The 20,385-nt window shown below is 70.1% G+C and carries 18 protein-coding genes; 12 read left to right on the top strand and 6 right to left on the bottom strand.

Features of this window, described 5'->3' with window-relative positions; translation table 11 throughout:
• Positions 1-10: 10 nt before the first annotated feature.
• Positions 11-1,570, top strand: coding sequence for a succinic semialdehyde dehydrogenase (locus FHR82_RS27975; RefSeq protein WP_221464398.1), 1,560 nt, complete (start codon positions 11-13; stop codon positions 1,568-1,570).
• Between the two features lie 564 nt (positions 1,571-2,134).
• On the opposite strand, the gene FHR82_RS27970 is transcribed toward FHR82_RS27975, so the two are convergent.
• Both FHR82_RS27970 and FHR82_RS27965 read right to left on the bottom strand, forming a co-directional pair.
• Complete coding sequence (locus tag FHR82_RS27970; protein WP_184813548.1) at positions 2,135-2,938, bottom strand: SDR family NAD(P)-dependent oxidoreductase; 804 nt, start codon at positions 2,936-2,938, stop codon at positions 2,135-2,137.
• A 15-nt stretch (positions 2,939-2,953) separates the two neighbouring features.
• Positions 2,954-3,544, bottom strand: coding sequence for an ester cyclase (locus tag FHR82_RS27965; protein ID WP_184813547.1), 591 nt, complete (start codon positions 3,542-3,544; stop codon positions 2,954-2,956).
• Between the two features lie 235 nt (positions 3,545-3,779).
• Between FHR82_RS27965 and FHR82_RS27960 the strand changes: the two genes are divergently transcribed.
• The 9 genes from FHR82_RS27960 (at position 3,780) to FHR82_RS27920 (ending at position 13,270) form a co-directional block, all read left to right on the top strand.
• Positions 3,780-4,553: an AfsR/SARP family transcriptional regulator gene (locus tag FHR82_RS27960; protein ID WP_184813546.1), complete on the top strand. Its 774-nt coding sequence runs from the start codon at positions 3,780-3,782 to the stop codon at positions 4,551-4,553.
• A gap of 43 nt (positions 4,554-4,596) precedes the next feature.
• Positions 4,597-5,079: an NUDIX domain-containing protein gene (locus FHR82_RS27955; RefSeq protein WP_184813545.1), complete on the top strand. Its 483-nt coding sequence runs from the start codon at positions 4,597-4,599 to the stop codon at positions 5,077-5,079.
• A 138-nt stretch (positions 5,080-5,217) separates the two neighbouring features.
• Positions 5,218-6,216, top strand: coding sequence for a 3-oxoacyl-ACP synthase III family protein (locus FHR82_RS27950; RefSeq protein WP_311771317.1), 999 nt, complete (start codon positions 5,218-5,220; stop codon positions 6,214-6,216).
• A 7-nt stretch (positions 6,217-6,223) separates the two neighbouring features.
• Positions 6,224-7,111, top strand: coding sequence for a 3-hydroxybutyryl-CoA dehydrogenase (locus FHR82_RS27945; protein WP_184813543.1), 888 nt, complete (start codon positions 6,224-6,226; stop codon positions 7,109-7,111).
• A gap of 71 nt (positions 7,112-7,182) precedes the next feature.
• Positions 7,183-7,641: a hypothetical protein gene (locus tag FHR82_RS27940; protein WP_184813542.1), complete on the top strand. Its 459-nt coding sequence runs from the start codon at positions 7,183-7,185 to the stop codon at positions 7,639-7,641.
• A gap of 31 nt (positions 7,642-7,672) precedes the next feature.
• Positions 7,673-10,693: a non-ribosomal peptide synthetase family protein gene (locus tag FHR82_RS27935; RefSeq protein ID WP_184813541.1), complete on the top strand. Its 3,021-nt coding sequence runs from the start codon at positions 7,673-7,675 to the stop codon at positions 10,691-10,693.
• Complete coding sequence (locus FHR82_RS27930; protein ID WP_184813540.1) at positions 10,693-11,460, top strand: leucyl/phenylalanyl-tRNA--protein transferase; 768 nt, start codon at positions 10,693-10,695, stop codon at positions 11,458-11,460. The genes FHR82_RS27935 and FHR82_RS27930 overlap by 1 nt, the downstream gene beginning before the upstream one ends.
• Positions 11,457-12,227 carry an N-acetyltransferase gene (locus FHR82_RS27925; RefSeq protein ID WP_184813539.1) on the top strand — a complete coding sequence of 257 codons (771 nt, stop codon included), beginning with the start codon at positions 11,457-11,459 and terminating at the stop codon, positions 12,225-12,227. Before FHR82_RS27930 ends, FHR82_RS27925 begins: the two co-directional genes overlap by 4 nt.
• Positions 12,224-13,270 carry a methyltransferase gene (locus FHR82_RS27920; RefSeq protein WP_184813538.1) on the top strand — a complete coding sequence of 349 codons (1,047 nt, stop codon included), beginning with the start codon at positions 12,224-12,226 and terminating at the stop codon, positions 13,268-13,270. Before FHR82_RS27925 ends, FHR82_RS27920 begins: the two co-directional genes overlap by 4 nt.
• Positions 13,271-13,564: 294 nt before the next feature.
• Here FHR82_RS27920 and FHR82_RS27915 read toward each other — a convergent pair whose 3' ends face one another.
• On the bottom strand, positions 13,565-15,247 hold the full coding sequence (locus FHR82_RS27915) for an acyl-CoA dehydrogenase family protein (RefSeq protein ID WP_184813537.1): 1,683 nt from the start codon (positions 15,245-15,247) through the stop codon (positions 13,565-13,567).
• Between the two features lie 23 nt (positions 15,248-15,270).
• Positions 15,271-16,848, bottom strand: coding sequence for an MFS transporter (locus FHR82_RS27910; protein ID WP_184813536.1), 1,578 nt, complete (start codon positions 16,846-16,848; stop codon positions 15,271-15,273).
• Positions 16,849-17,037: 189 nt separating this feature from the next.
• On the opposite strand from FHR82_RS27910, the gene FHR82_RS27905 reads away from it, so the two are divergent.
• Both FHR82_RS27905 and FHR82_RS27900 read left to right on the top strand, forming a co-directional pair.
• A complete protein-coding gene (locus FHR82_RS27905; protein WP_184813535.1) occupies positions 17,038-17,685 on the top strand; it encodes a thiaminase II/PqqC family protein in 648 nt (215 codons plus the stop codon).
• 11 nt (positions 17,686-17,696) lie between these two features.
• Positions 17,697-18,347, top strand: a complete 651-nt coding sequence (locus FHR82_RS27900) for an MOSC domain-containing protein (protein ID WP_184813534.1) — start codon at positions 17,697-17,699, stop codon at positions 18,345-18,347.
• 20 nt (positions 18,348-18,367) lie between these two features.
• Here FHR82_RS27900 and FHR82_RS27895 read toward each other — a convergent pair whose 3' ends face one another.
• The gene (locus tag FHR82_RS27895) at positions 18,368-18,874 is read right to left on the bottom strand and encodes a pyridoxamine 5'-phosphate oxidase family protein (protein WP_184814121.1); all 507 of its coding nucleotides are present in this window, start codon (positions 18,872-18,874) and stop codon (positions 18,368-18,370) included.
• Between the two features lie 2 nt (positions 18,875-18,876).
• Positions 18,877-19,938, bottom strand: a complete 1,062-nt coding sequence (locus FHR82_RS27890; RefSeq protein WP_184813533.1) for a cytochrome P450 — start codon at positions 19,936-19,938, stop codon at positions 18,877-18,879.
• Positions 19,939-20,385 lie beyond the last annotated feature (447 nt).

Raw genomic sequence — 20,385 nt, 5'->3', positions numbered from 1 at the left:
GACAAGACACGTGACTATCTCCATCAGCCGGAAGCCCCTGCTTCCCGAGGGGCTGACCAGGCAGCTCGCCGCTCAGTTGACGGGCACCGGACCCACCGTGACGGCGTACGCCCCGTGGACCGGTGAGCCACTGGTCGACGTGGCCACGTCGACACCGGCGGACGTCGCCGCCGCGTTCGCCAAGGCGCGGGGCGCGCAGGCCAGGTGGGCCGCCACGTCGCTCGCCGAGCGGGCGAAGGTGTTCACCCGGTACTACAAGCTGGTCCTGCACAACAAGAAGCTGATGGACCTCATCCAGGCGCAGACGGGCAAGGCCCGGTTCACCGCCTTCGAGGAGACCATCGACGTGGCGGGCATGGCGCTGTACTACGCGCGGAACGCGAAGGCGTACCTCTCACCGCGCAGCCGCAAGGGCGGCATCCCGTTCGCCACCCGGGTGACCGAGCTGCGCCACCCCAAGGGTGTCGTCGCGGTGATCTCGCCGTTCAACTACCCGATCTCGGACGGCATCTGCGACGTCATCCCCGCGCTGATCGCGGGCAACGGTGTGGTGTTCAAGCCGGACACGCAGACCGCGCTGGCCCCGCTCCTCGCCCGCGAACTGCTGATCAAGGCCGGCCTGCCCGCCGGCCTGTGGCAGATCGTGGTGGGCGAGCCAGGTGACATCGGCCAGGCACTGATCGACGGCGCCGACCACGTGTGCTTCACCGGCGGCAACGAGGCGGGCAAGAAGATCGCGGAGGCCGCGGCCCGCCGCCTGATCGGCGCGACGATGCAGCTCGGTGGCAAGAACCCGATGCTGGTCTTCCCGGACGCCGACCTCGACAAGGTGATCCCGGCAGCGGCACGTGCGGGCTTCGTGAGCGGCGGGCAGATGTGCCTGTGCTCGGAACGCATCTACGTGCACCAGTCGATCTACCAGACGTTCGTGGAGAAGCTGGCGGCGCACACGCGCGAACTGAAGCTGGGCCAGGGCTTCGACTTCGAGTACGACCTGGGTTCCCTGTCCCACCAGCGCCAGTTCGACAAGGTGGCCCGCCACGTGGACGACGCGGTGGCCAAGGGCGCTCGTGTCGAGGCAGGTGGCCGCGCACGCCCGGACCTGGGCCCGTACTTCTACGAGCCGACGGTGCTCACCGGTGTGACCCCGGCGTGCGAGATCGCGACGGAGGAGACGTTCGGACCGGTGGTGTCGGTCTACCCGTTCACCGACGAGGACGAGGCACTGAAGCTGGCGAACGCGACCGAGTACGGCCTGAACGCGAGCATCTGGACCAAGGACCTGGGCAAGGCCCACCGCCTGGCCGCGCAGATCAAGTCGGGCGCGGTGAACATCAACGAGGGCTACGTGTCCACGCACATCTCCTACGACGCTCCCATGGGCGGCCGGAAGGCTTCCGGCTACGGGCGCCGGCACGGCGAGCAGGGCCTGCTGTCGATGTGCGACGTACAGATCGTGGCCAGCCAGCACGGCATCAGCTTCGACCCCAAGCCGGGCGTGACGCACGAGCAGCTGGCCAACCAGAACACGCGGATCTACCAGATCATGAAGGCGTTGCGCCTGAAGTGACGTGGTCCTCGCGGGCCCCTTCGAGACTTGTTCTCGGAGGGGCCTTTGGCGTTTGTCCGGCGGGTCCTGAGTTGGCCTCCGGCGGCCCTCCGGGGGCTCCTCGCCGGAGGGGCAGGTCTCCGGGATGGTGGGGGTTGGCATCTTCGGTTCTTTGGCAGGGACTCTTTTCGGTGGTCTGCCTGCCATCCCGTCGACCTCACTGCGTGCTATCACACCGGCCCAAGGGGGCCCTTCCGGTTGTCTTGCTGCTCGGTCGGGCGTGGTCGGTCACGGCGTGCTCGGGTATGGCCCCCTTGAACCGGTGTGATCGGGCTGCGCCAGGTCGACGGGATGGCAGGCAGTCTTGCTTTGTGTGGGGCTTGTGTCTCGCCTTCGGTGTGATGAAGGGCCCCTTCGTTGTGCTGGGTGTGATGAAGGGCCGGTTTGTTGCGGCGGGTGTGATGAAGGAGCCCTTTGTTGCGTTGGGTGTGATGAAGGAGTCCTTCGTTGTGGTGGGTGTGATGAAGGGGTCCTTCATCGCGCAAAAGAGGGGCCTCCCGCGGGAGGCCCCTCTTCGTTTGCTGGTCAGCGTTTCAGTAGCGAGCCTTTGCGCCTTGCGCCGGTGAACCACAGCATGAAGTGGTTCATTCTCGGGAAGTGCTGGCTCGACGTGGACACGAACTTCATCTGCCACGGCATGATCACCGTGCCGCGTTTGCGTTCGATCGCCTTGCACAGCGCCGCGGCCACCTGTTCCGGCGTCACCGTCGGCACGATCTTGGCGATCTTCGGCAGCTTGTCCTCGGAGTCCGGGTTGTTCGCGAAGTAGCTGGTGCTCACCGTGCCCAGCACGATCTCCGTGACGCCGACGCCGGTGCCTCGCAGGTCGCTCTTCAACGCCAGGTCAAGGCCGCGCAGTGCCCAGCGGGCGCTCGCGTAGCCGACGGCGCCCGGCCAGACCGCCCGGGAGACCCCCGAGTTGACGTTCACGATCCAGCCCGCGCGGCGGTCGATCATGCCGTTCACGAACGCGCGTGTGGTGAGGAGCGCGGCGAGGTACGGCACGGTGGCCATCGCCACCAGTTCCTCGGGCGCGGCGTCCTCGATGGACACCCACCGGCCGGAGCCCGCACTGTTCACCACCACGTCGACGGCGTGCCCGTCCGCCTGTACGGCGGAGGCCAGCTCCGCCACCGCGGGCGCGGAGCCCACGTCACACGCGTAGTGGTGGGCGCGCATCCCCAGTTCGGCGGCGAGTGCCTTCAGCTTGGTCTCACCTCGGGCGACCAGCAACACCGTCGCGCCGCGGGCGTGTGCCTCGCGGGCCACGGCCTCGCCGATGCCACTGGACGCTCCGGTGACGAGCACCGTACGGCCAACCAGTTTCATGATGTGCCCCAGACGTCAGTGCGTGTGGTTCTTCTGGTACCCGCAGGCGGGGCACGCGGCCTTCGCACGCAGGCTGCGTGCACGCAGGTGCTGCACCTTGCTCATCACCTTCGACTGCAGCGTGTTCGGCGGCGGGACGATGCCCAGCTGGCGCGCGGTCTGCAGGCAGTCGTAGATCGTGGTGTTGCTCGCGAGCAGGCCGTCGCGGAAGACCCACTCGTCGATGCAGCGCACCGACATGGACTGGCCGGTCGGCGCCATGTTGGTGAACGGCCACAACTTCGTGAGCGTGCCCGTCATCGTGTAGCGGGCGATGCCCAGCTGCTCGGTCGGCGACGGGATCGGGTCGCTCACGCGCGTGATCTTCAGATCCGGGTAGGACGTCGCGAACGCGTTGATCACCTTGATCAGTTCCTTGCGGCCCCGGATGGGCCACGGCACGCTCGGGTCCGTCCAGACGATGTCGTCGGTGCACGTGTCGGCAACGGCCTCGGCGTCCAGCGCTTCCCACGCGGCGAGGTTGCGGTCCGCCCAGTCCTTCAGGAACACCGGGTCCAGGCCGCCGGGCTGCTTCTTGCCCGCGGCCCGTGCGATCGGTGTGGCCATCGTTGTTCCTCCTACCGGATCCCGGTCGATTGGCGAGATTCCCAGATGTCGTCAAGAATTGTGCGACCGGAGGGTGCTCCACAACCAGTGCGGACGTTCCTGACTTTCGTCTGATCCGTTCATCGAGCGGGTGTGGGTTCTTCACGTATCGCGCGACGGGGTTCCCAGCCACTGACCCGCCATGTGACCATCGGTTCACATCCAGGGCAATGTTCAGTGGTCGGAGTGAATAGCCATGAAATTCCACTTACTCGGTTCGTTGGAAGTCAGCGAGGGCACCAGCCGCATCGATCTCGGTGGTGTCAAGCAACGTGCTGTCCTCGGCTATCTGCTCCTGCACGCCAACCAGGTGGTGCCCAACAGCCGCATGCTGAACGCGCTGTGGGACTGCCAGCCCCCGTCGACGGCGCGGAAGATGGTGCAGAACGCGGTGTCCGCGATCCGGCGCATGCTCGCCGCCGCCGGCCCCGACTGCTCCGCGCAGCTGCTCACGCACGCGCCCGGCTACCAGCTGCGCGTCGACCCGGACGACGTCGACATGTACCGGTTCCGCCGGCTCGTCCACAGTGGACGTGCGGCGGCGGGTGCTGGTGAACCCGCGCGGGGCACCCACCTGTTCCGGGAGGCGCTGAGCCTCTGGCGCGGGCGCGCGCTCGCCGACCTCGTCGAGTCCGGCACCACGTGGTCGGAGCTGAGTGCCATCGAGGACGAGCGGCTGACCGCGCTCGAGGACTGCTTCGACGCCGAGCTGCAGTGCGGCAGGCACCGCGAGATCACCCCCGAGCTGGAGGTGCTGACCGCCGCGGAACCACTGCGTGAGCGGCTGTGCATCCAGTTCATGCTCGCGCTCTACCGCTCCGGCCGCCAGGTCGACGCGCTCAACGTCTACCGCAGGACCAGGACCGCGCTGGTCGACGGGCTCGGCATCGAACCCGGCCCTGAGCTGCAGGCGCTGCAGCACATGATCCTGGAGCACGACGCGTCGATCCAGGTCCCCGTCTACGCCTGACCATCCCCGACCTCCCAGCGACCGCGAAAGGCAGGGGAGCCACATGAGACCGTCACGACACCAGCAGGGCGGGGCCTTCTCCTGTTACGTCTTCACCAGCGACGCCCGGCTGCTGCTCACCATGCGCGGACAGACCAAGAAGACCTGGCCCGGGGTGTGGAGCAACTCCTGCCACGGCGACGCCGACCCCGGTGAGTCCACCGAGGACGCGGTGGCCCGCGCGCTGCGCGACGAGCTGGGTCTCACCACCGCGGTGGCGGAGCTGGTGCTGCCCGGTTTCCACTGCGCGACAACGGGTGCGGCGGGCCCGGTGTACCGGGTCGTCACCGACGAACCACCGCACCCCGACCCGGCGGCGGTCGGCGACTTCGAATGGGTCGCGTGGACCGACTTCGTGTACGCGGTGACGGCGGGCGACCTCATGGTGGCCCCGTGGTGCGGCCCGCAGGTCGCGGCGCTGAGCGCGCTCGGTGCCGACCCGGCCGGCTGGCCGGTCGCCGACGTGGCGGTACCGCCCGCGGCGTGATTTCCACGACCCGGTAACACCGCGTGGAATTCGCCGGTAATTTCCCCGGCCAATTGCTGTGCAGTCCCAATGGTTCGCATTGCTCACGGCACCATTCGCGATGCACCATCTGATGGGGAAAACGAGCCGGGAGGATCGGTGTCCATCGGAATTATCGGGACTGGGTCGTACATGCCGGAGTGGGTCGTGACCAACGCCGAGCTCGCCCAGCGCGTCCCCGGCACCACCGCCGAGGCGATCACCAGCAAGACCGACATCCGCGCCCGCCGGTTCGCGGCGGGCGCCGAAGCGACCTCGGATCTCGCGGCGGCCGCCGCGACCCGCGCGCTCGACCAGGCCGGCCTCTCGGTCGACCGCATCGACTACCTCATCGTGTCGACGTCGACCGGTGACCACCCACAACCACCCACGTCCTGCCTCGTGCAGGACCTCGTCGGCGCCTACGGGGCCGCGTGCTTCGACGTCAACGCCGTATGCGCGGGCTTCGTGCACGGCCTGGTGCTGGCGCAGAGCCTCGTGGCGGCACGGCCGGGCGCGCACGCGCTCGTGGTCGGCGCCGACCTGTACTCACGCATCCTGGACTTCGACGACCGGCGCACCGCGGTGCTGTTCGGTGACGGCGCGGGCGCCGCGGTCGTCGGCGGTGTCGGGGACGACCGCGGTTTCGACGGGTACGACCTGGCGACCCGCGGCGACCGGCACGACGTGATCCGGGTCGACGCGGGCGGCAGCAGGCGCCCCGCGTCGCACAAGACCCTCGCCGAGGGCGGGCACTTCTTCCGGATGAAGGGCAGGGACGTCACCGACATCGTCCTGCACGAGGTGCCGCCGTTCGTGGACAAACTGCTGGCCCGCGCCGGGTTGACCGCGGCAGACGTCGACCACGTCGTGCCGCACCAGGCGAACGGCAGGCTGCTCGCGCAGCTGGTCGAGCGCTGCGGGCTGGCCGGTGCGACCACCCATCGCACCGTGGAGAAGTACGGCAACGTCGGCAGCGCGTCGGTACCGGTGACGCTCGACGAGGCCAACCGCGCCGGCCTGCTGGCCGACGGCGACCTGGTCCTGCTGCTCGGTTTCGGCGGCGGGATGTCCATGGGCGCGAGCCTGCTCCGGTGGGCCGCCCCCGCAAGGAAGTGATGTCACCATGAACAGGATTCGACGCGTCGGCGTCGTGGGATGCGGTGTGATGGGCGCCGGTCTCGCCGAGGTCTGCGCCCGTGCCGGGCTCGACGTGCTCGTCGCGGTGTCGCGGCCGGGCCGGGAGGCGGACGGCAGGCGCAGGCTCACCGGCTCGCTGGACAACGGGCTGCGCAAGGGAAAGATCTCCGAGGGTGACCGGGACGCCGCGCTCGCGCGGGTGTCGTTCACCGCCGACCTCAGCGACTTCGCCGACCGCCAGTTTGTCATCGAGGCCGGGCCCGAGCAGGAGTCGGTCAAGCTGGACGTGTTCGCCACGCTCGACAAGGTGGTCGTCGACGAGAACGCGATCCTCGGCTCGAACACGTCGTCGTTCCCGATCGTCCAGCTGGGCCGCGTCACCGACCGGCCGGGCAAGGTCGTCGGCACGCACTTCTTCAACCCCGTCACCGTGCTCCCGCTGGTGGAGCTGGTCGGCTCGGTGCTCACCGAGGACGACACCGTCGACGTGGCGGAGACGTTCGTGACCGAGGTGCTCGGCAAGCAGGTCGTGCGCACGAAGGACCGGTCCGGGTTCGTGGTGAACGCGCTGCTGATCCCGTACCTGCTGTCCGCGATCCGCGTGTACGAGTCGGGGGTGGCGTCGATGGCGGACATCGACACCGCCATGAAGCTCGGCTGCGCGCACCCGATGGGCCCGTTCGCGCTGTCCGACCTCATCGGGCTGGACATCGTGCAGGCCATCAGCGAGTCGCTCTACAACGAGTACCGCGAGCCGCACTACTCGCCGCCGCCACTGCTGTCCCGCATGGTCTCGGCCGGGCTGCTCGGCAAGAAGTCGGGCCGCGGGTTCTACGACTATCCGGTGCGGGAGAAAGTGAAGGTGGCGGCGTGAGCGGAGCATGCGGAGCGAACCATAAAGCACAGGGCGGAGCATGCGGAGCGAACCGGACAACGCTGAGCGTGATGGACTTCGCGGATTACCGGCTGCGGATGAGGGCGGGGGCACCCGCGCTCGCCGAGCGTTCCTTCTACCTCGTCGGCCTGACCGAAGGGGTGCGCCGCGGGGTGCGTGCGGCCGTCGCCGACCCGCGCGAGCGGCTCGCCGGTGCCATCCGCTCCCGACACCCGAACGCGGTGGTGCACGACCCGCTCGACGCGTGGCTGCGCACCGAGTCGCAGGTGCCCGCCGAGTTCCACCGGCTCACCGGCCTCGCCGCCGGCAGCGACGTGTGCGTCGCGTGGCTGCCGGACCAGGAGAGCGCGGCGGACGCGGTCGCCGAGGTGCAGGCGGCACACCGCGGCGGCGCCACGGTCGTGGTGATCACCGGGGAGACCGACGACTTCGTGGTGCGCGCGTTCGCCACCGTCGTCCTCCCGGACCTGGACGCGTTCACGGAATGGCTCCACGCACAGGCCGCGTGAGACGGGCCAACACTCGTACCAAAGGGGTCACATGAACATCCGCCGGCAGCCGAATGTCCATGAACTGTTCGCCGCGAGGGCCGCACAACGGCCGGACGGCATCGCGGTCGTGTCCGGGGACCAGCAGGTCACCTACGCCGAGCTGGCAGCACGCGCCTTCCGGCTGGCGAACTTCCTGCGCCACAACGGCACCGGGCCCGAGTCGGTCGTGATGGTCCACCTGGAACGGTCCATCGACACGATCGTCGCCGTGCTGGGCATCCTCGCGGCGGGCGGGACGTACCTGCCGGTCGAGCCCGGTGTCCCGGACAGCCGGATCCGCGGGTTCGCGCGGGAGACGGGGTGCACGACCGTCATCACGCAGGCGAAGGACGCGCATCGCTTCACCACGTTCGCGGAGCTCGTCGTCACCGCGGCGGCCGGTGACGCCGGCGGCTACCCCGCGGCCCCGCCCGAGGTGTTCGTGTCCGCTTCCGACGCCGCGTACGTCATCTACACCTCCGGCTCGACCGGCACCCCGAAGGGGGTGGTGGTCCACCACGCGGCGCTGAGCTACGTGATCACCGAGCTGGTCGACTGGTACGGGATCACCCCCGACGACCGCGTGCTGCAGTTCGGCGCGCTGTCGTTCGACACGTCCATCGAGCAGATCATGGTCGCGCTGACCGCGGGCGCGGCGCTCGTGCTGCCGGACCTGGCGTGGGCGCCGAGCGAGCTGCCGGACCGGCTCCGCGCGCACGGCGTCACGGTCATGGACCTCACACCGGCGTACTGGCGGCGGTTCCTCACCGAGTACGCCGCACGTCCGGTCGAGCTGCCGGTGCGGCTGTCGATCGTGGGCGGTGAGGCGGTGCTGGCCGAGGACTGCCGCACCGCGCTCGAGCTGCTGCCGGGTGTGCGGCTCGTCAACGCCTACGGTCTCACCGAGACCACGATCACCTCGTGCGTCGTGGACCTGACGGCCGACATCCTCCCGCCCCGTGGCGCGGCACCGGTCGGGCCGCCGCTGCCCGGCACGACCGTGCACGTCCTCGACGAGGAGCTGCGGCCGGTGCCCGACGGGGAACGCGGCGAGATCTGCATCGGCGGGCGGGGTGTCGCGCGGTACCTGTCCGCGGACGCCCGCGCCCGCGAGCGGTACGTGCCGGACCCGTTCTCCGACGGGCGCCTGTACCGCACCGGCGACCTCGGCGCCTGGACGCCCGACGGGAACCTCGAGGTGGTCGGGCGGATCGACCGGCAGCTCAAGATCCGCGGCTTCCGGGTGGAACCCGGCGAGGTCGAGGCGACCCTCGCCGCGCACGAGCTGGTCGGCAACGTCGCGGTGACCGACTACGAGCAGCACGGCCAGCGCAGGCTCGCCGCGTACTACACGGTGCCGCCCGGTGCGTCGCTCGACGCGAAGGAGCTGCGGGACTTCGCGGCCGGGTTCCTGCCGGACTACCTGGTGCCGTCGGCGTTCGTCGCGCTGCCCGAGCTGCCGCTGAAGGCCAACGGCAAGGTCGACCTGACCGCGCTGCCAGCGCCGGTGGTGACCGAGGGGTCCGAAGAGGACGGCTCGACGGTCGTGAGCCTGTTCGAGCGGGGTGTGGCGCGGCTGTGGTGCCAAGTGCTTGAGCGGGACCGGGTCGGCCCGCACGACAACTTCTTCGCCCTGGGCGGCAACTCGATCCTCGCCGCGGAGCTGCTCGCCAAGGTGCGCGGCACGTTCGGCGTGATGATCACCCAGGTGCGGCCGTTGATCCGGCTGCTGCTCGAGGACGCGTCGCTGCGCAGCTTCGCGTTCGCCGTGCAGGCCGCGCGGGCCGGCACGCTGCCCGGCGACGACACCCGCAAGCGCGTCGACTTCGCCGCCGAGTCCGAACTGGACGTACCGATCTCCGCTTCGGTGCCGGACGCGCCGTCCTGGCGGGCGCCGGAGCACGTGTTCCTCACCGGCGCCACCGGCTTCCTCGGCACCTACCTGCTGCGTGAGCTGCTCTCCACGACGGACGCGGTCGTGCACTGCCTGGTGCGCGCCGACGGTGCCGACGAGGCCATGGCCCGCCTCCAGTCCACCGCCGTGCACTACCACGGCGACGACCTCGCCGAGTACCGCATCGCGGGCCGGATCGTGGCCGTCCCCGGGGACCTCGCCGCACCCGGTCTCGGGCTGTCCGAAGCTGACTTCGACCGGCTGGCGCGCACGGCCGACGTGATCCACCACCCCGGCGGCCTCGTCAACTTCATCTACCCGTACTCGCACATGCGCCCGGCGAACGTCGAGGGCACCCGCGAGATCATCCGCATGGCCGCCAGGTACCGCAACATCCCGGTCCACTACACGTCCACGATGGCGGTGGTCGCCGGGTTCGGCACGGCCGGGGTGCGGCACGTCACCGAGACCACCCCGCTCGCGCACGCCGACCACCTCTCGGTCGGGTACGTGGAGAGCAAGTGGGTCGCGGAGGCGTTGCTGCTCAAGGCGGCCGAGCAGGGCCTGCCGGTCGCGATCTACCGCGCCGCCGACATCTCCGGTGACCGCGTCACCGGCGCGTGGAACACCGCGACCGAGATGTGCGCGATGAAGAAGTTCGTCGTCGACACCGGCACCGCGCCGGTCGCGGAGCTACCGCTGGACTACACGCCGGTCGACGTGTTCGCCGCCGCCGTCGCGCACATCGCCGCGACCTCCCTGCCACGCGGCGACGTCTACCACCTCACCAATCCCGGCAAGGTCAACATCGCCGAGCTGGTGGCCAGGATGCGGGCGCGGGGGCACGAGATCCGGGAGGTGTCCTGGCAGGAGTGGCTCGACGAGCTGGTGACGCTCGCGGTGGAGAACCCGGAGCACCCGATGACGCCGTTCGCGCCGCTGTTCATCGACCGCTGCGCCACCGGCGAGATGAGCGTCGCGGAGATGTACCTGGAGGACACGTTCCCGGAGTTCAGCCGCACGAACGTGGAGAACGCGCTGCGGGGCAGCGGGATCGTGATCCCGCCGGTCGACGCGGCGATGCTCGACAGCTACCTCGACTACCTGACCGACATCGACTTCCTGCGAGCCGCGTGATGGACAGCGATCTGCGCACCACGACGCCGTGGCGCGACCTCGACCTCACCGAGGCGCCCGCCGACGGCCCGGTCGCGTTCCACGACGACCTCACCCCGGCGACCCTCCTCGACGCCTACCGGCACGGGCTGTACCCGTTCCCGGCCGACACCGAGGAACAGAAGATCCTCAGCGAGATGTCCTACGAGGGCCGGGTGCCCGTGCTGGGGGAGAGCGCCGACCCGTACGCGGTCGCGTGGTGCTCGCCGGACCCGCGGCCGGTGATCCTCGTCGACGAGGTCCGCCTCCAGCGCAGCCTCCGCAAGCAGCTGCGCAACAAGGTCGACTGGACGACCACCGTGGACGCCTGCTTCGAGCGCGTGGTGCGGCAGTGCCGGGCCGGCCGCGAACCGCGGTGGCTGACCGACCGGCTGGTCGCGAGCCTCGTGCGGCTGCACGAGGCCGGGCACGCGCACAGCGTGGAGGTGTGGGACGGCGACGACCTGGTCGGCGGCACGTTCGGCGTGCGGATCGGCGGCGTGTTCTCCGCCGACTCGCAGTTCACCCTCGCCAGCGGCGCGTCGAAGGTCGCGATCGCCTGTCTGGTGCGGCGGATGGCCGGGAGCGGCGGCGTCGCGGTCGACGTGCAGCACGACGGCGACCACGCCCGGCTCATCGGCGCGGTGCCGATTCCGCGAGCCAGGTACCTGGAGCTGTTGCGGGAACACGGCTCCGCGGTGACCGCGATGCCGGCCGACCCGTTGCCGGCACGGGGGCTGGCGGCATGACCACCCTCGAGGCACCGCGGGTGGTGTCGCTCGCGGAGCGGCCGGACCTCGAGACCGCGATGCTCGAGATGGAGGCCACGTGGCCGGAGTTCATCCGCCCCGACCCCGTCGTGATCACGTGGGCGTTCGAACGGCACGCGGAACACCAGCTCGTCGTCCTCGACGGCGACGACGTGGTCGCGCGGGCCGCCACCGTGCCGTTCTGCTGGGACGGTGATCCGGAGACCCTGCCCGACACCGGGTGGGACGAGGCGCTGCGGCTGTCCATGCTCGACACCCACGACGGCCGCCCGCTGAACACGTTGTGCGCGCTGGAGGTCGCGGTCGTGCCGGGGCAGCGGTCCCGGCACCTGTCCGGCCGGACGCTCGCCGCGGTGGCCGACAACGCCCGCGAACACGGTTTCCGCGACGTGGTGGTCCCGGTGCGGCCCAGCAGGAAACACCTCGTGCCGGAGATGCCCATGGACTCCTACGTGGCACGTACTCGCGACGACGGACTGCCGGAGGACCCGTGGCTGCGGGTGCACGTGCGGGAGGGCGGGCAGATCATCGGCGTCTGCCCGGCCTCGATGACGATCACCGGCAGTCTCGCCCAGTGGCGCGACTGGACCGGGCTGCCGTTCGACACCAGTGGGCCGGTGACGGTGCCGGGCGCACTGAACCCGGTCGAGGTCAGCGTGGAGCACGACCGCGCTGTCTACGTCGAGCCCAACGTGTGGGTTCGGCACCGGTTGGATTCGTTCCTGACGAAAGGTGCTCCATCATGACCAGCACAGTTCCCGCCGACGCCGCGGTGAAGCTGCGCAACCGCGCCGCGCTGATCGAGAAGATCGGCGGCTACATGCACGCGCACGCGCTGGGCCTCGCCGCCGAACTGCGCCTCGCCGACCTCATCCACTCCGGTGTGGACACGAGCACGGCACTGGCTGCCGCGACCGGCACGCACGAGCCGTCGCTGCGCCGGTTGCTGCGCCTGCTCGCGTCGGTCGGCCTCACCACCGAGCCGACCCCCGGCACGTTCGGCCTGACCGAGGTCGGCGACCTCCTGCGCACCGACTCGCCGGACTCGCTCTACGCGTTCACGCGCATGTTCACCCACGAGTCGCACTTCAGCGCGTGGCAGGGCCTTGCCCACGCGGTCCGCACCGGTGAGGCGGCGTGGGACCACGTGTTCGGCAAGAACATCTACGCCTTCCTCGCGGACCTGCCCGAGCTGTCGGAGCTGTTCAACGTCGCGATGGGCCAGGAGTCCCGCATCGCGGCAGGCCACATCGCGGCGGCGTACGACTTCTCCGGCGTGCGCAAGGTGGTGGACATCGGCGGCGGCGACGGCACCCTCGTGTCGGCGATCCTGCGCGCCAACCCGGGCCTTTCCGGTGTGGTGTTCGACAGTCCGGCCGGCGTGGCGCAGGCCGCGTCCGTCCTGGCCGCCGCTGGGCTCTCGGAGCGCACCACGGTGGTACCGGGCGACTTCTTCGAAGCCGTGCCCGACGGTGGTGACCTGTACATCATCAAGAGCGTCTTCCAGGACTGGGACGACGGGCCCGCGAAGGCGATCCTGCGCACCGTCCGCGCCCACATCCCCGAGGACGCGACGCTGCTGATCGTGGGGTCGGTGCTGCCGGAGACCGCCGCCCCCGGCGAGCCGATCCCGTTCTACACGGACATGAACATGCTGGTGAACTCCGGCGGCCGCGAGCGTACGGAGAGCCACTTCCGCACCCTGCTCGCGGAAACGGGCTTCTCGGTGGAGTCGGTGGCCCTGAAGGCAGCCGGTCCGCTGTCGATGATCAAGGCCACGCCAGTCTGATCGAGGCGCGCGCACAGACAGCCAACTTCTGCCGCGAAAGGCGCGTTACCGACACGACTGGTGCTGCGAAAGGCGCGTTAGGGACGCCCAGTGCCCTGAACGCGCCTTTCGCGGCAATCAAGCACAGCCCGCCCCCAAAGCGGGGTCAACCCACGCGGGCAAAAGCGAAAGCGGGCAAAGCCCAACGGTGGCGAAAGCCGCCTACCAGGGAGACCCGCACCCAACGCAACCAAAACAAGGCCCCCGCCACCCCGGAGACCTGCCCGTCCGGCGAGGACAAACCCCACCACCGAATCACACCACCCGACGGTGCAGGTTCTCCAACTCGGACGGACCCAGCGCAGGCTCGGCGATCCAAGGCCCCTCGATCGACGGATCCAGGATGCCGTCCTCCAGCCACGTGTAGCGGTCCCCGAGCACACCCCGGGCCACGGCGCGGTCGTGGTCGTCGGTGTTGCTCCACAGGCGGCCGAACAACTCCGCGATGCGCAGACGGGCCTGGTGGCAGAACGCGTCCGCCAGTTCGGTGGCAGCGGTCTCCTTCGCGTACACGCAGCTCACGCTCATGGCGTACAGCTCGGCCGTGATGTCCACCAGGCGGCCCAGGAACAGTTGCCGTTCCTCCAGTTCCGTGCCCCAGCGGGTCCTGCCGTGCGCGAAGTGCTGGGCGACGCTGCGACACGTGCGCTCCACGAACCGCAGGTGCGGCGCCAACGGCCCCTCCAACGCCACCGGGTCCGCGGTAGCCGGAGCAAGCCCCAGCGCCTCCTGTGCGATGAAGCCGCGCAGGGCCTCGGTCGAACCGTCGAAGATGCGGCCGATGCGGACGTCCCGCAGCAGCTGTTCCACCGGCACACCGCGTTCACCGCGAGCCGAGGCGGACTCCGCCGTCTCATAGCCACGACCACCGCGGATCTGCAGCAGCTCGTCGGCCACCTGCCACGTCTTCTCCGACGCGAACAGTTTCGCCAGCTCCGCCTCCACGTGCGTGTCGGCGCCCGCGTCCGCGTGCCTGCCGGTCACCTCGACCATGGCCTCCAGCGCGAACGCCGTGGCCGCGATGAACGAGATCTTCGCGGCCACCGCCTCGTGTTCGCCGATCGGCTTGTCCCACTGGACACGCACGCGGGACCACTCGCGGGCGATCTTCAGGCTCCACTTGGCCGCCGCCGCGGACACCGCGGGCAGCGACAGCCTGCCGGTGTCCTGGGCCGCGAGCGCGACCTGCAGGCCCTGCCCTTCCGGCCCGATCCGGTGACCCGGCGGCACGACCACGTCATGGAACCGCAGCACCCCGTTCTCCAGCCCACGCAGGCCCAGGAACTCGCCGCGGTGCTCCACCGTGACGCCGGGGGAGCGGGCCTCGACCACGAACGCGGTCATGCCCGCGTCCGGCACCATCGCCAGCACGACGATCAGGTCGGCCAGGACCCCGTTGGTGACCCACGACTTCAGCCCGCTGAGCCGGTACGAGCCGTCGGCCGAGCGCACGGCGGTGGTGCGCATGCGGAACGGGTCGTTGCCGATGTCGGGCTCGGTGAGGGTGAACGCGGAGATCTCCCGCACACACCTCGGCAGGAACGCCCGCTTCTGCTCGTCGGTGCCGAACAGCAGGACCGGCTGCGTCAGGCCGATCGCCTGGTGCGCGGCCAGCAGCTCACCGAGCGCGGAGTGGGTGGTGTTCACGATCATCAGCGCACGCAGGTAGCAGAGCCCTGGCAGGCCGAGACCGCCGTACTCGCGCGGGAGCTTGATGGCGAACGCGCCGATGTCCTTCAGCCCGGCGATGACCTCGTCGGGGATCCGGTTCTCGCGTTCGATCTGGGTGCTGTCGACCTTGCCGGTGCAGAAGTCGCGCAGCCGCGCGAGGAACGCCTCGCTGTCCGCGTCGAGCCGGGGCCCCGGCGGCGGGTCCAGCAGGTCCGGCCGGAACCGGCCGCTGAACAGCGCACCGCCGAAGCTCTCCACAGTAGACACGAGGCGTCCCTCCGCTGTTTGCCTTACGTTGTCTCGACTTCCCGGTCCTGAGTGGACTCCGCGGGTGCGGGGGCGCCGGTCGGCGGCACCTGGCGGAGCCGGGCGAACGCCAGCACCGCACCTGCCGCGGCGATCACCGCGGCGACCAGCGCGCCGAGGTTGAGACCGCTCGTGAACGCGGCCCGTGCGGGCTCCAGCACCGTCGTGGCGACGTCCGGGGACAGGCCGCTCGCCGCCGACACCGCGCCGTCGAGGCTGTCGCGTGCCGCCGCGGTGGTCTCCTCGGGCAGGCCACCCGGCAGGGTGCCGGTGATCTCGCCGCGGTACACGGCGACGCCGATGCTGCCGATCAGGGCGATGCCCAGCGAGATGCCAAGGTCGTTCGCGGTGGTCGACAGACCCGACGCCGCACCGGCCTTCTCCGGCGGCACCGCGCCGACGATCATGTCGGTGGTGAGCGCCATGGCCGGGTTCACCGCCGGGTACAGCACGATGAAGCCCGCGATCAGCAGCGGCAGCCCGGCCGTGCTCTCGACCTGCGTGAGCATCAGGTAGCCGACCACCTGGACGACGAGGCCGACCCCGATGATGATGCCAGGGCTCACCCGCCGCGCGAGGACCGGCGACACCAGCGACACACCGACCAGGAGCACCGCGGCCGGCAGGATGGCGAGCGCGGTCCGCAGCGGGGACAGGGCCGCGACCAGCTGCAGGTACTGCGTGAACATCAGGTAGACGCCACCCATGCCCGCCGCGGCGAGGATGAACACGCCGAGTGCGCCGGAGACGGTGCGGTTGGCGAACAGGCGCACGTCGAGCAGTGGTGACTCGATCCGCAGCTGCCGCACCACGAACCAGGCGCCGAACGCGATCCCGGCCGCGATGGTGCCGAGCGCGACGCCGAGCGAGTCGTCCTTGGCGAGGGTCTTCACGCCGTAGATGAACGGCAGGAGCGTGGCGAGCAGCAGGCCGACGGACAGCAGGTCGAGCTTCGAACCCCACGAGTCGGTGTGGGCGGGCAGCACCAGCGGGGCACCGATCACCACGATCGCCATGATCGGCACCGCGACCAGGAACGTCGCCCGCCACGAGAACGCCTCGAGCAGGACGGCGGACACGATCGGGCCGAGCGTGACACCGGCGGAGATGCTGGCGGCCCACACGCCGATCGCGATGCCGCGCTGCTTCGCGTTGTGGAACATGGAGAAGATCAGGCCCAGTGTCGAGGGCATCTGCGTGGCCGCGGCGACGCCGAGGATCGCGCGCCACAGGATCATCAGGGCCGGGTCGTCGGTGAGCGCGGCGAGGACCGACACGAGCCCGAACACCGCGGCGCCGATGATCAGCAGCCGCCTGCGGCCGATCTTGTCGGCCAGTGTGCCCATGGCGACGAGGAAACCGGCCATGGTGAAGCCGTAGATGTCGAGGATCCACAGCAGTTCGGTGCTGCTGGGGTTGAGATCCTTGGCGATGTGCGGGATCGCCAGGAACAGGATCGTCAGCATCATGAACAGGAGCAGGGAGGGAAGTACCAGCAGGCCCAGTCCCAGCCACTCCCTGCGACCGGCTCGCGGCCCGGAGGACGTGTTCGCAGAGGACATCGGAGTTCCCTTCGTGACTCTCGGCTGACTGACAGTGGACCGAGCGTACCCTATGGGGGTATGGGTATGGAACCGGTACTGGTGACTAAGCCCGACTCTGGCAACAACGCCTTGCACCACACTGGTAGTGCACTCGCAACGCACTCGCACCCCTGGACAGGCGGGTATACCCGGTGCTGGTATCGATGGATGACCGACATCGTCTCGCGCGCGCGGACCGAGATCGCAAAGCACGCCTCGCGCAACCGCTTTGTCGACCTGCTTGAGACGGGTGCGGTGCCCGAGGAGCGGCTGCGGTGGCTCGCGGCGGAGCTGTACCGGCTGGTCGGCAGCGACCGGCGCAGCCAGGCCATCCTCGCGTCCCGGTTCCCGGCCGCGCCCGCCGGCGACCTGTACCTCACCCTCGCCCAGGGCGAGGCGGAGGCGCTGCGGCTGCTGGACGACTTCGCGGCCGCGGTCGGCATGGGCGCGGCCGAGTTGGCGGCGTACGAGCCGGTGCCGCTCGCGCAGGCCTACCCCGCGTACCTGACACAGGTGGCGGTGTCCGGGCCGAGCAGCGCGATGGCGCTGGCACTGCTGGCGAACGTGGACGAGTCGGGTGGCACGTACGCGCGGGTGGCGGCCGCGCTGCGGGCGGAGTACGGGTTGTCCGAGGAAGCGGTCGGCCACTTCCTGTTCTTCTCGGAGACCCCACCGGAACTGCTGGACCAGGCGATGGCGGTCGTCGCGGCGGGGCTCGCGAACGGCGAGGACGCCGACGAGGCCGTGCGGACCGCCCGGATCGTGAGCGCCCTGGAAGACGCATTCTGGGATGCCCTGGCCGACGGCCTCGCCTAGCATCGCCGGGTATGCCCGTCCTCAAGTCAGTGAACATCGGCGTGCCGAGGGAAAACCCGTGGAAGACCTCCGGCACCACGGGGATCGACAAGAGGCCCGTGCCAGGCCCGGTCGCGGTGCACGCACCAGGACCGAAGGGCACCGGTGCCGTCGGGCTCGCGGGCGACCGGGTGTACGACATCGCCCACCACGGCGGCGACGACCAGGCCGTGTACGCCTACTCGCGCGAAGCCCTCGACCGCTGGGCCGAACGACTGGGCAAACCACTGTCCGACGGCGTGTTCGGCGAGAACCTGACCACACTCGGCGTCGACGTGGACGCGGCACTGGTCGGCGAGCGGTGGCGAGTCGGCCCCGACCTGCTGCTCGAGGTGTCGTGCCCACGCACCCCGTGCGGCACGTTCCAGGGCTGGATGGCCGAGCGCGGCTGGATCAAGACCTTCACCGCCGCGGCCGAACCGGGCGCCTACTTCCGCGTGCTCGAACCCGGCGAGATCCGCGCGGGCGACCCGATCGAGGTGGTGCACCGACCCGACCACGACGTGACCGTCGCGCTGGCGTTCCGCGCGTTCACCACCGCCCCCGACCTGCTGCCCCGCCTCCTGGTAGCCGACGCCCTGCCAGAAGAGGACATGGCACTGGTCCGCAGACGCGTCGGTTGAAGACCCCTTGCGGACCAGCCCTACATGCCAGACAGCGCGGACAGCGGCACCTCGGCGCGCCGGTCGATGCGGTCCTCCGCCCACGTGCGAGTGTCGACGAGCCACCACTGCTCGACCTCCACCAGGTACAGCCGGTGCGGAGCCGGAGCCACCAGCGCCGACACCGGGAGTGTCCACTCGGCACGGTCAGCGGCGTCGGGCAGCACCGCGTCGTAGAACGTCGCGTGGTACAGCTCAACCTCCTCTGTGGACAGTTCACGGCACACGCCCGCGAACTGCGCGCCGTCCACCGCCATCAGCGCGCCGCCCGAGGTGAACAGCGAGCCGCTGACCAGTGGGCGGGCCGCGATGTCCATGCTGTGCCGCGACTGCGTGGCCGAGCCGAACAGGAACCGCAGCGGGTCGGCGAGCCACGCGTACTGGAGCACCGCCGACCACGGGTGCTCGTCGGTGGACACGGTCGCGAGCGACAGGTATCTCGCTTCGTCGAGCAACCGGCGGGTGCGGGCTGCCGGGCTGTCGGTCATGTTCACGCGGCCTTCACCGCGCGATGCCGCAACACCACCGGCAGCGCGGCGACGTCGTTCGCGATGAACGAGTGCGGAGACCGGACCTCGTCCGGTGCGACGGCGAGCGCGAGGTCGGGGAACCTGGCGAACAACGCGGGCACGGCGACGTGCGCCGCGAGCCGGGCGAGCCGGGCACCGGGGCAGAAGTGCGGGCCCGCGCCGAACGCGATGTGTTCCTCGTTCTCGCGGTCGATGCGGGACGGGTCGGCCAGCACGGTCTTCAGCTGGTCCGGGTTGGCGAGCAGCTCGCGCACGGTGTGGTCGATCAGCGACACCGTGGTCTGGCTGCCGTCACCGATCAGCGGGAACAGCATGTCCACCAGCTCCTGCTCGCTCAGCGGCGCCTCGCCGTCGAGGCGGGCGGCGAGCAGGAAACTCGTCAGGTCGTCGGCAGGCTCGCGGCGCTTCAGGTCGATCAGCGTGCGCATCGCGACGTTCATGTCGGTGAAGACCGCCGCCGACTCCTCCGCCGGCACGTTGTCGGTGTTGAGCACCACGCGCAGGATCCGCAGCACCTCCGGCCGCAGGTCTTCCGGCACGCCGTACAGGTCGCACTGCAGCCGCGTCGGCAGCTGCTGCGAGTACGCGGTGTGCAGGTCAAGGGGTTCGTCCGGGGGCCGGGTCTCGAGGTCGTCGAGCAGGTTCGCGGCGATCTCCTCCAGGCGCGGGCGCATCGCGTCGATCCGCTCCGGGGTCAGCGCGGGCGCCACCAGCTCGCGCAGCCGCTGGTGCTCGCGGCCCTCGGCGGTGGACATCGACTCCACGTCCACCCACGGCGACAGCCACTTGACCTCACCGGGCTCGTAGCCGGGCACGTTCTTCTTCAGGTCGCGCGACACCCCGGGGTGCGGCAGCAGCCGCCGCACCACCTCGCCTCGGGTGACGACCCAGGCGCGGAAGCCCTCCGGGAACTCGGCGGCGACCGCGGGTCCCTGCGCGCGCAGCGTGTCGATCTGCGAGTACATGCACGTGCCGCCCCTGCTGTCGACCGTCGTGCTGGGGGCGGTGCTGAACCCGATCATGTTGTCCCTCCTGCGAGTACGCGCGAGCACCGACGCCGGGATTGAGCCGAGGCGACAAGGCGAAAATAGCCACGCCGTTCCTGCCGGGGAATCCTGGAATACGGCTCGTGCCGCGGTGGTGGTGGCGAACGCGCTGGACCGGGCCGGTCCTCCAGTCGCATTAATGCCCAATTCAAGCGGAATTGACAATGCGGCGCGAGTGTCACGCAATCAGATGACAACCGGGAACACGGGGAATTCGGTTCGCGAACGTGAAAGGCGACAGGTGGTGTGGGACGGTTGGCGGCACCCGTTCCTCCCCGCTCGGGTGACGGTCGGGAGAACGCACTGCTCAGAGCGTGCGCGCGGTGGTGCGCGGTGCGTCTGCGCCCGTGCTCGCCCATCTGGTGGCGGTCCTTTCGTTGGTTGACCGTTCCTGCCCGCTGTCAGTTGAGTACGCACCGTCAT

The organism is Actinophytocola algeriensis (assembly GCF_014203735.1).
GTDB classification, from domain to species: Bacteria; Actinomycetota; Actinomycetes; order Mycobacteriales; family Pseudonocardiaceae; genus Actinophytocola; species Actinophytocola algeriensis.
The sequence above is the reverse complement of the archived record's forward strand: the minus strand, read 5'-3'. Positions and strand labels throughout refer to the sequence as shown.